Source organism: Nitrospirota bacterium (assembly GCA_040757335.1).
GTDB lineage: Bacteria > Nitrospirota > Nitrospiria > 2-01-FULL-66-17 > 2-01-FULL-66-17 > JBFLXB01.
Window position 1 is genome coordinate 1 of sequence record JBFLXB010000031.1, and the last position, 14894, is coordinate 14894.

Sequence of the window (14894 nt, forward strand, 5' to 3'; positions counted from 1 at the left end):
CTTCTGATCCCTGCTCAAGCCCGTTGGCAGAGCCATGCCCCGCAACAAGCCCTCGATGCCCGACGCGTTCAGTCGGACCTGGCCAACCGCTGTTTTGATCACTTGGTGTTGGCTGTGAAGCGCTCTAAGCGCCTCTTGGCTCGGCGCCCCTTGCTCGATGGCACGCGCCAGCCGATCCACGGCTCGTCGGCCCTCTTCCAGCTCGCGGCTGCTCTGGGCAACCGCCTGCTCTAGGCTCTTGAGTAGGCCGGTAAGTTGCGCCTGGAACGCGTCGCCGTCCCGTGCCGATCGGACCTGCTCTTTGATGAATCTCAGATTCTTTTCAAAGCCCTCCGGCGCGCTCGGGGCTTTGGGCTGAGATGCCGTGGCAGAGGTGACGCGCGCGGTCGGCAGGTCCTGCGCCGCCAGGGCGTAGTTCCACGGCTCGATCGAAAACCACGTGAAGAAGACCAGCACAACAGCCGCGATCGGTCGAAGGCGGCGCAAGAACAAGGGGTGCATGGGGCCCCAAAGGAGTAGCCGGGAATATAAATACCTTACCGGAGAATGTCAATCAGGAATTTCACACGGCCGTTGTCCCCCCGGTCACGACCGGGATACTCATCACTAGCCCTCTTGCCGGACTTCGTGAATCCAATATAAAAGTACAAGGACCGTGCCCGAGCCGCCGTGCATCTCCCCGAACGTCCTGTGGCAGAAATTTGCTGTGGATATTTGAGAGGTTCCTTTGCTGAATCAGGGAGATCGATGTGTCGCAATCCCCTTCAGGGAATCAGCGATTTTAAAACGACGATTAACCGATTCAGTCCGTTAGTATCCTGCGGCGACAAATTTGCCCGACAAATTTGTCGCTACCGACGAATTGCGCGCCTACGATTCAGTCCTATAACCAGAAACGCCATTTTCAGTCCCAGCCATATCACCCTCCCTCCCTAACCGTGCGTCGCTCTTCCCCTCATTCTGACGGCACACATGACTCCTGATCGTGGTTTGAAATGAAAACGCGCCTTGATCAGTACGAATGTTCAACCGGAAGGCACGCCCACCCCACCATCCTAACTGCTCACGAACAGCTCGAACCTCGTTCCATGGGCTTTGGATTCGAGTTAGCAGTTGGATTTGCCCTCGACGCCTTCTGGTCCTTTGGTATACGAGCCCCTCATCACTGAGCGTCAGCGACGTGCTCGTAGCTCTGATCATCACCTCTACATAGAGATAGCCAGCCGCACCCAGCACTATAGCGGCCATCATTCCCAATAGAATCGCTGAATAATTCAGGGTTCCCTTGGCCCAGCCGATCCCGACGAATAGAGTTCCAAAAGGGATGGCGATGCCCAAGATGAACGCGATCGCCCAATGCTTAGCCTCCGAGCGCGCTTCTTCTACGCAGCCCAGGAACGGGCGGAACTCACGACGGTCCATAACGCTGAATATAAACCACACCCGGCCGATTCGGAAGCCGGTGGGCCTGCACAGCGTGACGACCGCCGTTGGGTTCCCGCCTTCTTGCTTGATTAGGACGCGACAGAATCAGCGGCTATACTTCTGAAGGGTGCAGGGGGCTGGCCTTGAGAACACCCTTGTGGGTTGTTCTGATCGGCGTGGTTCAGGGCGCGTTGCTCGCCGAGGGGCAACTGCTGGCGGCTCGCAACGTTTGGCCGGTCGAGACCTTTACTGGCTTGATTATCTGGTTCACCCTCGTCGTCGGTCTTGGCTTTAGTCTGCAACTCCTCATCCGCTTTGTCGCCACGATCCGCTTTTGGCTGGTGTTCGGCACGGTCGCCCTGGTCCTCGGCGGACTGGCTTGGTATACGGGGCAGACCATCCCCTCACCGAAGCACGCCTCGCTCATCCTGAGGCCTTTCGCGTTTACGACCGGTATGGGCCTCTTGATCATCTTGACGGTGGCTCGAGCGAGGCTGGCGAGCGACGGTGTTCCGACCCGGTATCATGACCTCTTCGATCATGCGTTGGAGACCCTGTTCCTCGTGGCTTTGGCCGTCTGGTTTATCGCCACGTATGCGATCGGACTCCTCGTAATTGGCGTGTTTGTCCAAGCATGGCTGGTAGCGACAGGCATTTTGTCGTCCGTTTATATGCCGGTCTTGAAGGCCACGTTCCTATACCCCTTTGCCGGTCTGTTCTCAGGAATGGCGATTGCGCTGGGCCAAAGTTCGACGCACCTGATGCCAACGCTGCGCCATGCCCTGCTCAAGTCGTGTACCTGGAGCCTCCCCGTGCTCGCACTGGCCCAATTCGGCGTCGCGATCACTATGCTGGCGGTTTCTCAAGAATGGATGTTCCTTCCGTCGTCATTCAAATATTCGTCATTCAAATACCTTGTGTTCGTATGGGCAGCAGTGGCTCAGGTACTGACTCTTCTTGCAATCAACGGAGTGTATCAGGGTGGCGAAGCGACTGAGCCTCTGCCGCGCGTCACCCGAGGGTCGACTACGATTGTGATTATTCTGGGCCTCTTAAACTGCATGTTGTATCTGCAATGGCTGACGACCACGATCAGGGGGCCGGAATGGACCCTGGGACCCGCATGGATCAGTGTGTTCGAATTCCTCGTTGCACTCACTCTGACCGGATACCTCATTGCTGCTGTCGAGCGGAATCGACCGTGGATGCGGCTGGTGGCGCCGGTCAACGTTGCCGTGGCCTCGGTGATCGTCGTGCTTGCCGGGCTCATCAACACGCCGGTACTTGACCCCAAACGAATCGTGGTAGCCTACCAGCTCCATCGTGTGCTGGATAGCGCCCGTTTTCAGCCGTCGGTGCTCTTCTGGTCCGGCAGCTACGAGTTCTTCTCCCTGGGACAGGCAGGGCTCGATGCCGTGAGCCGACTGGCACGCGTCGAACAGCATCCGCGAGCCGAAACGATCCGGAGCATCGCGGGGAACGCGCTCAAAAATCTCCAGTGCGGCATGAAGCCGCTCCGCGGGTCCGGCGCGCCGGCCTCCACTCCTGAAGGAAACGGCCGCGTATATCTGGCGGCCCTGGACATAGCCTCGATCCCGCGCGTCGCAGAACTAGCTCGGTATTATCAGCAGGACCTCAACCTCTCGGTCGAGACCCTACTGGATGTTCCTCTGTTCGAAATCGCGGACGAGATAGGCGTCGCGTGGGACGACGATAGCGATCAGCTCGTGGCCGAAGAGGCGGTTACGCTCATGACCAGGCAGTTTGCGGTCGTGGCCGATGATCAGGATTCGATCTTGATCGGCCTGACCGTTCTTGACATGTACATTCGCGACTCCGCGTGGCGCTTCGCCTTTTCCTTCCGAGACCAAGACCGGTTCGCGATCGTCTCAAGCCATCGGATGGATCCCGCCACCTTCAGGGATGCCCCGAATGAGGAACTGTTGGTGCGACGCATTCGCAAGATGATAACGAAAAACATCGGCATGCTCTATTATCGGCTTCCCGAAAGCGAGTACCGGAACAGTGTGATGTGCGGACCAATCACGGATATCGAAGATCTAGATTTGATCGGCGAGCGTTTCTAGCGAGTTCTCAAGCCGAAACCAACGATATCTCCATTCTGATCCTGGGCCTCTCTGTCGCCAAATGACGCCCCGCATCGGGTGCGCGCGCTTCGTCTCTCAGCGGCCAGCGAAACGCACGTTGCATATCCCGACGTGAACCCCCGCACCGTTGACTCTCCGATCCACCATCGCGACAATAGAAAAACCTCCTCCGAACAGTGATACTGGGAGCGTACGGAGTGACGTGCAACAGGGCGCCGGAGGCGCGTTTCATGTCGATCAGAACGCTCGCTGCGATCACGCTGCTGGTCGTCGCGCCGTGGGGATGTGCGGGCGCGCCGGAGCCCGCCCCGGTGACGATTCCCCCTGAACGCGTGGAGCAACTCATTCGGGCGCTGTCGACCCCGGTCGATCGGCCCCCGATGCTGAAGGATCCGGTCGCGCACCCCTACTATCCGAAAGAAGTGATCCCCGACAAACGGCCAGGGCTGGTCCTGCTCAAAATCGACGTCGATGCCCAGGGTCGCGTGACTGCGGTCGAGGTGATCGAGTCCACGGCGTTGATCTTCGAGTCGCAAGCACGGCAGGCCGCTCGCCAATGGTCCTTCGAGCCCGCGCAACGGGACGGCGTGGCCGTGCCCGCCACGATCGTCGTACCTGTGGAGTTTAGCGAGAGAGAGTAAGCGTCTGGCGACTCACGAACGAGCCCTATCGCACGATCAGCGTGCCCTTCATCCCCGACTCATGATGGGACACCGGAACCTCCGCATCGCAGCGGAATCCAAATTCCCCCGCTTTCTTGGGTGTAAAGCGCAGCACCACCGTGGCACCCGGTAACACTTCGAGTTCCTCGACGCCATGAACGAGCGCAATCGTGCCCTTGGTTTCCAGATCCACGGTCACGTCCGACAAGACATCGCTCACGAATTCATGGAGGACCTTGCCCGAGTTGACCAGGTGCAGTTCAACCGGCTTGCCGCTTTGGACCTCGACTCGAGCGGGTTCGTACTTGTATTCAGTCAATGTGATCGTAACTTCCTGCGGAGCCGGCGGCGTGGTTCGCTCATCCGCCAGGGCGACGGCAGGAATGACCGCTGTCAGTACTCCAAACAGAATCCAATACTTCATCGCTTCGCTCCCTTTCCCCACATGTCCAACAACGGCACCCCGATCAACACAATCGCGGTGCCCGTCATCACCACCCAGCTCGTGACCTGCAATAAGGCGAACCCTGGCGCCGCGAACCGAATCAGCCACGGCGAAGCCAAGTCGCTGAACGTGCCCGCAAACGCCAGCGCCACAACGGTTCGTTTGAATGAGCGGCCCACCGAGGTCGCGACAAACAGATGCGTCAACACCAACAACATGATCCCTTCGATAAAGGCGTGAAAGTGCATCTCTTCCAACATCTGTCCCACCGGCCGGGGAAACAGATCCCCGTTGTCTGTACCCCGGTAGTGCTCGACAATCTGCTGATACTGCGGACCAACCCTGGTGAGCGCGATGGCGACGAGCGTGAAATAACCGACCGCCGCAAACACCAGGAAGCCGGTGTAAATCGCTTTGACCTCGAAGGGGCTGTTCCGGATCTGGAAACCGTTGCGGGAGAAGTCCTTCACGACGCGGTGGCCCCTGCCCCGTACACGACCGCGACCAGCGCCAAGGCTTTCTTCACCGCGTAGGTCGTCGATCGAGACGACAGGCTCGCGCCGCTGATTCCGTGCACGTCACGACCCAGTTTGAGCGGCGCGGCCAGGGTCTTGCCGGCAAACTGATCGAGAAAACGTTTGGAACGAATTTCCGATCCCTGCGATTCACGGTAGGTCAACACCTGCACGCCCCGCACAGATCCTTCGGGTGCGACGGCGACCATGAACGTGATCGGCTGTTCTTTGCCGATCACGTTCAACACGGTCGCGTAGCCGATCACCCGTCCCTCCCGCTCGCCGACCCAAAACGTCGCCTCGGTATCGCGAATCCGACCGTCCATGAGCGTTTGCATGCGCGCTCGATGCGCGTCCGTCAGCGCGATGGTCTCATCTCTGAATCGATCGGCGTCCGGCATCAGCACCCGTAGAGCTTCCTCGCGGCTAAGGTAGACCACCGCGAACCCGAGGGAAGGACGGATCGCCATGGCCGCAAACATCGCCAGCAGACCGCCGAGCACCCGCCGCCTGCTCACCAGACCGCGCGTTCGTTGTCCCACCACCAGTCCCTTCCACCCCGGCGTCTCGACCATCGATAACTGCCGGGTGTCGCGGGCCACGATGAGACCTTGAACGCCCGCGCGGGTCAGGCACTCGACGCCGGGCTTCGGTCCCAGAACAAAGGCGGCGGTGGACAGAGCGTCCGCTTCCAACGCGCTCCCTGCCACGACCGATGCGCTCAGCGACGCGTCGGCAGGCCACCCACTCCGCGGGTCGAGGATATGGCCATACGGGGTGCCGCCGAGAATCACCGCCTGCTGATCGTTCGCCGACGTCGCAATGGCGCGGTCGCTGAGCTTGACCACTTCGATGAGCCGGTTGGGATCCCGTGGGTTACGGATCCCCACGCGCCATGCCCCTTTTCCCGGTGGACGACCGAGCGCGTAGGTGGTACTTCCGAAATGGACGAGCGCCGACGAAACGCCGTAAAGGCTGAGCAGGTGGACGACCCGGTCCACCGCGTACCCTTTGCCCATGGCCCCGAATTCGAGTTCAACCCCGGGGCACTGATACGCCACCGTGCCCGCGCGGTGATCAACCACGACACGGGTTGTCCCGGTTTTCGACAACGCCTTGCTGAATTCAGCGGCCGGCGGCGGCCCGTTGCGGTCGTCCTGATTCCGCCAAAGTCTTGTCAGCGGCGCGACCGTTGGATCAACCGCCCCTCCGCTGACTTTCGACAAACGCATCGCTTCGTCAATCAGCCGCAGCACGTCCGGCGACACATGCACCGGTCCGTACCCTGCCTCGCGATTGAGCCGAGAGACGTCGCTTTGCGGGTCGAATATGCTGAGCCGCTGCTCAAGGCGCACCGCCTCGTCAAACGCCGCGTCGAGCACCTCCCGGCCTCGCCGCGCGTCAATCCCGACCAACGTAATCTCCAACACGCACCCCATACAGGGGCGCGCGCCTTTGAGCAGCGGCCCACGCACGTTACGCCTCAGAACTGATACGCCACCCCCAAATTGAACCGGCTGCCGTCGTTGTCGGCGCCGTCTTCCCAGCTCTCCACGTCGCCCTTCACCGCAACATCCGGTATCGGGTAATACGCCAGTCCCGCGGTCATGACCTGGCGGTCATTGGCGGGGTCAGCGGTGAACCCGGCCGGAACCGACTCTTGGGTATTGAAGTCTTCGTAGCGGACAAACACCACGACCGCCTGGTTCGTGTCGGAGGCCACCAGCCTGAGGACGTCGTAGGCGGCTTCAAGGTACCACCCCGTCATCTCCTCTCCGATCGTCTCGGTCGTGAAGGCGCTGATCTGGTCGGCGCCGTCGACCTGGATCATCGTGTACACGCCGCGCAGGTCAAGGCCCGCCATGCGCAGCCGCGCATCAGCCTCCCAAATCCCGACTCCCGCATCCGACAACGCTGGATTCTTCGTGGTATTGGCACCGCCCTGGTAGGCCGAGAGTCCCAACTCCACGCCAGGTAGCCCGACGTATTCCAATCGTCCCACCACCGCGAGATCCTCGGAAGGCTGCTCCGCCACGTGTCCGCGCCCGCCGCGAATCCCGTTCGACGCGGAAAAGCCCTCGGCATTCAAGCCTGAAACGACATACACTCGATATTTGAGCCCCGCCGGAACCGAGCCGAAGAGCCCAACGCCACCCTCCTGCCAGGTGGTCGGGATGATGGTCCGCTGCACGTACGGCCGCTCCACGCTGTAGAACAGCGGCGGTTCATGAAATTCGTTCAGAGGACCGACCGGCATGAGCATGCTGCCGGCGCGCACGTTGAACGCCGGCGTGATGAGAAAATCCAAGTACGCGAATTCGAGTTCGATTTCGGTTGCAGCGTGCTCAAAGTCCACCTCGGTGTGCACGCTGATGCGGTCGTTGAACTGGTAGCTCACCCCCCACACCATCCGGTGCAAATCCATGATCGCCGGATCGGCATCGTCGGGAACGCCCGATCCTTCGGGGCTGTTGAAGTGCAACTCGCCGTACCCGTGAAAGCTCAGTTTGCCCCCGCCGGATCCGCCGTGCGACTCCTCTCCACCGCCCGCTATTTGATCGAGCCGTCCCTCGATCCGATCCAGTCGTTCTGTCACCGACTCCTCCGCCAACGCATTCACCGCCAGCGGCCCTGCAAGCCACACACAGATCCCCAGCGCCATCACCATCCTTCGCATCACGTTCCTCCGTGGGTTAATGGTTCATCGGGCGCTGGGTGCTCGTCGTGCGCGGGGTGCTCGGTACCTGAAGACCGCTGGCCGCTGTGATGTGTGTTTCGCCCCTTCGATATCAGGGCGCCTCTGGATCGCGCGGACGCGGCGCGAACCCCGTGATCTGATCCTGCGGGATCAGCATCGTCCGTTTACAGCGACGGCATTTCAGCTCAAGCGCGCCACCCTTCCAGCGCGCCAGCAAGCCCCCGCACAAGCACCGCACCTCCGTGGCGCGGCCTCTCGCCTCCGGTTGGCGGGGAGTCACCGGAGGCGGCCTCCCCTGCCTGACGCACCCGGGAGCGTCGAGAGGTAATTGATATTGGAATTAGATTTCATTTTCACTCACGAGGGACGCATCATAGTCTGGATCTCGCGAGGTTGTCAAGGGGTTAACGGGTTAGGTTGTTACGGATCGGTCTAGTGGTTGTGGTGGTGCGGGACGGGGTGCGCCCGCCGTCCTTTGTCATGACGGCCGGCCTCGCAGGCTTTGCACAATCCGTATAACTCGAGCTTGTGGAACGTGATCCGGAAATCATGCTCACGAGCCACTTGCTCCTGGAACTCCTCGATCTGAAAATTCTCGAATTCGATGATCCGCCCGCACTGCGTGCAGATCAAATGGTCGTGGTGAGATTTCCAGGCGACGTTGTCATAGATGGTTTTACCTTTTCCGAAGTGTCGTTCCTGGGCGAGTTCCCACTGACACAGCAACTTGAGGGTTCGATACACGGTGATAATGCCGATCGAAGGATCTTTCTTGGCGACCTCGTGGTAGAGGTCCTCGACCGTAATATGGTCCTGGTGCAGAAAAAGTTGCGCGATCAACTCACGCTGGTGAGTCAGTTTGAGCCCGTGTTCGCGAAGCCGTTCGTGCAGCAGATCTCGGGAGCGGGCCTTGATGGTGTTTTTCGCCATGAAATGAAATTTCGTTTAGAGACAACACAATACGACGACCCCGAAGAGTCTGTCAAGGTATTGCGGCCACCAGCACTCGTGCCTTGACTTTCACCAGGGTTTCCTTACAATGGCCGTACTTTTCGGGAAACGACCCCAGGGGTGACGAGGAGATCGCATGGCGTCTGGACGGGAACGAGCAAAAGAATTACGACGGCGTCAGAAGCGCCGCCGGGAACGACTACGCGAGCGGATCAAGACTCTGAAAGCCAAAGCACAATCCCAGGCCGCCAAGAAACCGGTCAAGGCCAAGCCCAAGCGAGAGAAACCCGCTCCGGCCGCAACCACGCCCGAGTCGGCCGCGCCGACCGGTCAGCCAAGCTGACGGCACGCGGTTCGGAAAACCGCGTCAGAGCCGATTGCGGGCTGTGACGATCACGGCTTCAGCGACCTGCCGCATCGGCCGGCGGTTGTTCATGCTCTGCCGTTGGAGGACGCGGAACGCTTCTTCTTCGGTCAGACGGCGATCCCGCATCAGGATTCCTTTGGCCTTCTCGACCAGCTTCCGCAACTCCAGCGCATCGTGCATTTGAGCGCTTTCCTGCATCAATCGCGTGTTCTCGATCGCCACCGCCGCTTGATTCGCGATCGCCTGCAAGAGCTCGATCTCATCCGACAGGAAAACGTGCGGAGCGGCGGTGTAACTGTTGATCACGCCCACCGCGCGGTTCTGGTAGAGCATCGGCACCGAGAGTAGCGACCGCAGCCCCTCGCGGCGTGCAAGGTCGGGATAGGCGTAGCCGGGATCGGCGGTCACGTCGAAGACCGCGATCGGGCGTTTTTCCAATACCGCGCGCCCGCTCACGGCTTCGCCGATCTTGAGTGGTGGTTTGCTCCGGTACGCGTCCGACAGACTCTGCGTCGCCGCGATACGAAGCTCCCGGCGTTCGTCGTCGGTGAGCATAATCGAGCAGATTGCCGACCCCATGGTGCGCGCCGTGATGGTCACGATCAGGTGTAACATCTCCTCGAGGTAGCGCGTCGACGTAATGGTGGTGCTCACCTGGAGCAGCGTTTCAAGCTGGAGCGTCTTGCGCCGCATGGCCTCGTAGAGGCTGGCGTTTTCGATGGCCCCGCCGACCTGATGGCCGATCGCGGTCAGCAGCGCGATTTCCGACCCGCTGTGCCGGTGAGAGCGGCGGTGTTGGACGTTGATCACGCCGATGACTTCGTTCTTGGCGATCACCGGCACGGAGAGAAACGCCTGGTAGCGGTCTTCGGGCAGGTTGTGGAAACACTTGAACCGCGGGTCCTCGCTCGCGTTCTTGTCGATGGCCACGGGCGTGCGCTCGCGCGCCACCCACCCGGTGATCCCCTCTCCCATCTCAAGCTTGATCCGCCCGATCAGGCGCGGGTGGGGCTGCTTGGAGGCCCTGAGCACCAGCTCTCTGCGCGCGCCGTCCACCAGGTAGAGAAAGGCCGCGTCACCACCAGTGACCTCCACGACCAGATCGATGATTTGCCGGAGCACCGCTTCCTGGTCGAGGGTCCCACTGATGGTTTCGCTGATCCGGCGCAACACGTCCAACTCGCGGTTGGTCTCGCGGAGCGCTTTCGCCGTGGAGCGAGGGAGGCGGGATCGCGTGGTCATGGCGCGGGCATTCTAGCAGTCCACACCCAAAGTCTCAAACAGGGCTCACTCCGACGTCACCAGAAGGTCGTATGTCCCCAGCTCCCCGGCCGAGGGAGGGGCATCCGGGGACCGCGTGATCCGGATGATATACGGCGTGCCCATCGTGGCCGTGAAGGTCACGCTGGAGGACAACGTGGTGGCGTCGTTCGGAGGGCAGCTCGCCAGGGCACACGATAGGGAGTACGTCTGACCGTTGAGGTTGTCCGCGGCCGTGCCGTCGTCGGAAAGGCTCAGCACATCCAGGACGGTGTCCGCGGCATTGGAGACGCGGGCATCGCACACCACGGGAAAACCCGTACAGCGAGACGTCGCCACCGTAAACGTCCCAACGGCGGGAGCGGTGAACGCGACATAGTCGATGTCGCCCCCCGGATACAACGAGTGGTGCTGGACGGCCGTCGGGTTGTTCCCCACGAAGAGCTCGATCGGCTTGGCCCGCGACGGGTCGTCATCGTTGCCCCCGGCTTCTTGGTCGTCGGCCCACAGGTCGATACTCCGGGCCTCCAGAATCGGCTGCAGGTCGCCGGGATTTGCCGATTGCCACGCGATCCAAAAGTCCTCGAAGCTCACGGGTGAAGTCGCAAGCCCGCTCACCACGCCCCATACCGCAGGAAGGAGCCCGCTCAGAGAACCGGCGCCCTCGTCCGCATCATCGGCGTCGTGCGCATCCCACAACACCGCGGCGACAGCGAGTTCGTTGGTGTCGTACCGGGTCGCCGTGCCGAACGAAGGGCCTTCGATCTCGAACACCAGGCGGACCCCTGTTCCGCTCGTGTCCACGTGCACGGGATCGTTTCGCACCACGCTGGAGAAGAACGTGGCCCAGCCCTCCGACCATGCCAGACGGAGGTCCAGCGTCTCGTCTCCCAAGACGTGGGGACCTCCGGGCGAATCATCGCGGGAATACACGTCGAGAACGTAGTGGCCGTATTCGTGGAGCAACACGGCGTCGTCAAACTCGTCGGGGTCCGCCGTTGTCCCCAGGACTGTGATGGCTTTGGCCGAGGGGTCGTAGCTAGTACCCGACGAGTTACCGGGGAACCAGAACCATACCAGCGGCGATACCGGTGCGGCGCCGGTGAGGTTCTCGACCACCTCTGCACCGCGAACGCCTTGATCCAGAATATTGAACGCCCCGGCTCCGAGGCCGCTTCGCGCCTCCAGCCCCTGAACCGACTGGATCTCCCCGTCACCCGCATCGTCATAGGCCGAGGAAGCCAAGCCGTACAGAAACGGCTCCGCCGCGGAGCGCTGCACGCTGACCCGGTATCGATCGACTGAGGAAAGGACGCGGAGGTACACACCGACTCGGCCCGGGTTGTTGAACGTGATCTGGAATCGTCCGTCGCCATCCGTCTGTCCTGAAGCCAGCACCGCGCCGGTTTGGCAGCTGATCAGTTCGACGTCGGCGTATCGGATCGGTGTGGGCGTCACGGCGCCGGTCGGCCCCTGCGGCGTGATGACCCGCTTGGAATACGTGGCGAGCCCCTCCGCCACGCCGGCTCCTCCCACCTCGGCGCGTCCCTCGAACATGCCACACGACGTACCCAAACTCCGCGGTGATCCGTCCTGGCAGCCCAACACGGCCAGAGCCAGGAGGGCGCCTCCCACGCGAACCGCGGACACGATGTCAGGCTTTTTGCGAGGCCAGCTCGGGCGTCGGCCAGAACAGAATGCGGTGGCAGTAGGTGCAGGTCAGTAACTTGTCGTTCTTGCGAAGGTCGGCGATGAGTTGCGGAGGGAGCGCTAGTCGGCACCCTTGACACGCGCCGTTCTTCAGGGGAACCACGGCGAGCCCTTTGCGCGTCGTCTTGAGATGGTTGTACGTCTGGCGGTTGGAGGGCGAGAGCTGCGCCGCAACGGCCTTCGCATCGGCCGAGAGACGCTCGGTCTCCACCTCCATCGCCCGCTGCTCGGCCTCGATGCGGGCGCGCTCCTGCTCGTAGTCCCGCTTGCGGGCCGCCAAGGCATCTTCCCGCTCTTTGATGGTGCGCCCAAGCGCCTCGGCACGATCCATCATCTCGATCAGGCGCTCCTCGACCGTCCCCTTTTCCTGCTGAGCCAACTCAATTTCAAACAGATGCGCCTGGTATTCCTTATTGGACTTGATCTCTCCGGATCGCCCCTTGAGCTTTTCGATCCGCTCCTCCCGCTCCTTGAGGTCCTGTTCCTTGTCGCGTCGATCCCGGTTCAGCGTGTCGAGGTCGCCTTTGACCTTTGTCAGTTCCGCGGTCGCGTCTTCGACGGGCTTGGTCGCTGCTTCGATCAGGAGGGGCACCTGACGACGCTTCTCCGCGTTGGCGTCGAGCTGCGTGTCGAGATCCTGGAGTCGGATGAGGAGTGCAAGTTGTTCGTTCAATCAGGTCCTTGGATGGTAGGGGCATTCATGTGAACGCTCCTACAGGCGTCGTGGAGTTGGGCCGACCACTTTCGTCGCGGCCGCATGCGTTGTTCCTGTTGTGGGCCCACCAGGACTCGAACCTGGGACCAACCGGTTATGAGCCGGCAGCTCTGACCAACTGAGCTATGGGCCCCACCGAGCTTGCTGGGCCGAACGTAGGCGCCGTCCTCCCGCGCCGAGGCTCGGTGTCTTTTGCCTCTCATCCCTCCACAAAACTCTTCAGCCGCCGACTGCGACTGGGGTGCCTCAACTTACGCAGCGCTTTCGCCTCGATTTGCCGAATGCGCTCGCGGGTCACCTCGAAGTCCTGGCCCACTTCTTCGAGCGTGTGGTCCGTGGTCTCCCCGATGCCGAATCGCTTCCGCAAGACCTTCGCTTCACGGCTGGTCAAGGTGCCGAGCACGTTGCCGATCTGGCGCTGCAGGTCGTAACGAATCGTGGCTTCGAGCGGCGAGGCCACGCGTTTGTCTTCGATGAAGTCCCCGAGGTGGCTGTCCTCCTCTTCCCCGATGGGCGTTTCGAGCGAAATAGGCTCCTTCGCAATTTTGAGAATCTTGCGGACCTTATCCAGCGACAGATCCATCTTCTCCGCAATCTCTTCAGGGAGCGGTTCGCGGCCGAGTTCCTGGACCAACAACCGAGAGGTGCGGATGAGTTTGTTGATCGTCTCGATCATGTGCACGGGAATCCGGATCGTTCGCGCCTGGTCCGCGATCGCCCGGGTGATCGCCTGTCGAATCCACCACGTCGCGTAGGTGGAGAATTTGTACCCGCGCCGGTACTCGAACTTGTCGACGGCCTTCATCAGGCCGATGTTGCCCTCCTGGATCAGATCGAGAAACTGCAACCCACGGTTGGTGTACTTCTTCGCGATACTGACCACCAGTCGGAGGTTTGCCTCGACGAGTTCACCTTTGGCACGCTTGATCTTCTGGTCGCCGGCCTGAAGATGTCGGATCGCATCTTTGAGCTCGGCCGCCGAGACCGCGGCCTCCATTTCCGTCGTGCGGATCAGACGGAGCGCGTTGCGATAACGCTTCTCCTTCTGCGCGAACTCTTCTTCGCTCATCTCGATCTTCTTGAGTAACGCCTTGAGCGCACGGGGATTGTGTTTCACTCGGCGGAAGATCACCAGCGGTTCTTCCTCCGGCGCTCCCATGCGGAGACGGATCTCCGCCATCTCGCGCTCGGAGCGCGCGACGTCGTCCGCCAGGGCCTTGAGGCGCTTGAGGATTTCATCGAGGAACCGCGGCTGCAGATTCAGGGCCTCCATCTTGACCACCAGGCGGTCCTTGGCCTCCTTCACCGCCTGCCTCATCTTGCGCCGTTTCGCCGCATCGCTCCCCGCCCGCTTCCACCGGATCGCCGTATGATTGAGCTCTCGATACAATCCGCGGATGCCGCTCAACATCTGCAGGACCTTGGCCTTCAGTTCGGTGGTGTCGCGTTCGCCCGCGTCTTGGTCGGCGATGTCCTCGTCGAACGCCACCACCAGGGTTTCAACGCCAATCGTGTCTTGTTTGAGCAGCTCTCCGCTGGCCAGGACTTCCCGCACGGTCATGGGCATGCCGAACACGATCGAACTCACCTCGCGTTTGCCCTCTTCGATCCGTTTGGCGATTTCAATCTCGCCCTCACGGCTCAACAGGTGGACGCTGCCGATCTCCTTGAGATACAGCCTGACGGGGTCATCGGTCCGGTTGAGTATCCCCGGCGTGAGGTCGATTTCTTTTTCCTTCTCCTCGCCTTCTTCCAGGAACTCTTCGCCCACTTCTTCGCTGTCTTCGAGCTCCTCGAGCTCCTCTTCCCCCTCTCCCAGCGGCGGAAAGCGGCCCTCTTCTCCGGAGTCGACCACTTCGATGTCCATCTCGCCGAACATGACCATCAGGTTGTCGATCTGCTCGGAAGACAACACGTCGGCGGGAAGCGCGTTGTTCAATTCGTCATACGTCAGGAATCCCTTTTCCTTACCCAAGGAAATGAGGTTCTTGACTTCGTCGAGTTTCTCGTCTTTTGACATGAACGCTACGCTCCCGCC

Annotated in this window: 13 protein-coding genes and 1 tRNA gene; 3 read left to right on the forward strand and 11 right to left on the reverse strand. The window is 61.2% G+C overall.

Features of this window, described 5'->3' with window-relative positions:
* The coding region (locus AB1451_14105) for a hypothetical protein (GenBank protein MEW6684028.1) at positions 1-501 on the reverse strand (501 nt) is incomplete at its 3' end.
* A gap of 1079 nt (positions 502-1580) precedes the next feature.
* Between AB1451_14105 and AB1451_14110 the strand changes: the two genes are divergently transcribed.
* Entirely contained in the window at positions 1581-3512 is a 1932-nt protein-coding gene (locus AB1451_14110) for a hypothetical protein (protein MEW6684029.1), read from the forward strand.
* A 251-nt stretch (positions 3513-3763) separates the two neighbouring features.
* The gene (locus tag AB1451_14115; GenBank protein ID MEW6684030.1) at positions 3764-4174 is read left to right on the forward strand and encodes an energy transducer TonB; all 411 of its coding nucleotides are present in this window, start codon (positions 3764-3766) and stop codon (positions 4172-4174) included.
* Positions 4175-4199: 25 nt separating this feature from the next.
* Here AB1451_14115 and AB1451_14120 read toward each other — a convergent pair whose 3' ends face one another.
* The 5 genes from AB1451_14120 to AB1451_14140 all read right to left on the reverse strand — a co-directional run bounded on the left by AB1451_14120 (position 4200) and on the right by AB1451_14140 (position 8783).
* On the reverse strand, positions 4200-4619 hold the full coding sequence (locus AB1451_14120) for a cupredoxin domain-containing protein (protein MEW6684031.1): 420 nt from the start codon (positions 4617-4619) through the stop codon (positions 4200-4202).
* Positions 4616-5110, reverse strand: coding sequence for a hypothetical protein (locus AB1451_14125; GenBank protein MEW6684032.1), 495 nt, complete (start codon positions 5108-5110; stop codon positions 4616-4618). The genes AB1451_14120 and AB1451_14125 overlap by 4 nt, the downstream gene beginning before the upstream one ends.
* Positions 5107-6630 (reverse strand): FAD:protein FMN transferase, encoded by a 1524-nt coding sequence (locus AB1451_14130; GenBank protein MEW6684033.1) that lies wholly within the window; start codon positions 6628-6630, stop codon positions 5107-5109. The genes AB1451_14125 and AB1451_14130 overlap by 4 nt, the downstream gene beginning before the upstream one ends.
* A gap of 8 nt (positions 6631-6638) precedes the next feature.
* The gene (locus tag AB1451_14135) at positions 6639-7832 is read right to left on the reverse strand and encodes a hypothetical protein (GenBank protein ID MEW6684034.1); all 1194 of its coding nucleotides are present in this window, start codon (positions 7830-7832) and stop codon (positions 6639-6641) included.
* Positions 7833-8285: 453 nt separating this feature from the next.
* Positions 8286-8783 (reverse strand): Fur family transcriptional regulator, encoded by a 498-nt coding sequence (locus AB1451_14140; GenBank protein ID MEW6684035.1) that lies wholly within the window; start codon positions 8781-8783, stop codon positions 8286-8288.
* 157 nt (positions 8784-8940) lie between these two features.
* On the opposite strand from AB1451_14140, the gene AB1451_14145 reads away from it, so the two are divergent.
* Positions 8941-9147 (forward strand): hypothetical protein, encoded by a 207-nt coding sequence (locus tag AB1451_14145; GenBank protein MEW6684036.1) that lies wholly within the window; start codon positions 8941-8943, stop codon positions 9145-9147.
* Positions 9148-9171: 24 nt separating this feature from the next.
* On the opposite strand, the gene AB1451_14150 is transcribed toward AB1451_14145, so the two are convergent.
* The 5 genes from AB1451_14150 to rpoD all read right to left on the reverse strand — a co-directional run bounded on the left by AB1451_14150 (position 9172) and on the right by rpoD (position 14876).
* On the reverse strand, positions 9172-10413 hold the full coding sequence (locus tag AB1451_14150; protein MEW6684037.1) for a GAF and ANTAR domain-containing protein: 1242 nt from the start codon (positions 10411-10413) through the stop codon (positions 9172-9174).
* A gap of 45 nt (positions 10414-10458) precedes the next feature.
* Positions 10459-12081 carry a hypothetical protein gene (locus tag AB1451_14155; protein MEW6684038.1) on the reverse strand — a complete coding sequence of 541 codons (1623 nt, stop codon included), beginning with the start codon at positions 12079-12081 and terminating at the stop codon, positions 10459-10461.
* Between the two features lie 4 nt (positions 12082-12085).
* Positions 12086-12814 carry a C4-type zinc ribbon domain-containing protein gene (locus tag AB1451_14160; GenBank protein MEW6684039.1) on the reverse strand — a complete coding sequence of 243 codons (729 nt, stop codon included), beginning with the start codon at positions 12812-12814 and terminating at the stop codon, positions 12086-12088.
* Positions 12815-12915: 101 nt separating this feature from the next.
* Positions 12916-12989: transfer RNA gene (locus tag AB1451_14165), tRNA-Ile, on the reverse strand.
* Positions 12990-13055: 66 nt separating this feature from the next.
* On the reverse strand, positions 13056-14876 hold the full coding sequence (gene rpoD, locus AB1451_14170; protein MEW6684040.1) for an RNA polymerase sigma factor RpoD: 1821 nt from the start codon (positions 14874-14876) through the stop codon (positions 13056-13058).
* Between the last annotated feature and the right edge of the window lie 18 nt (positions 14877-14894).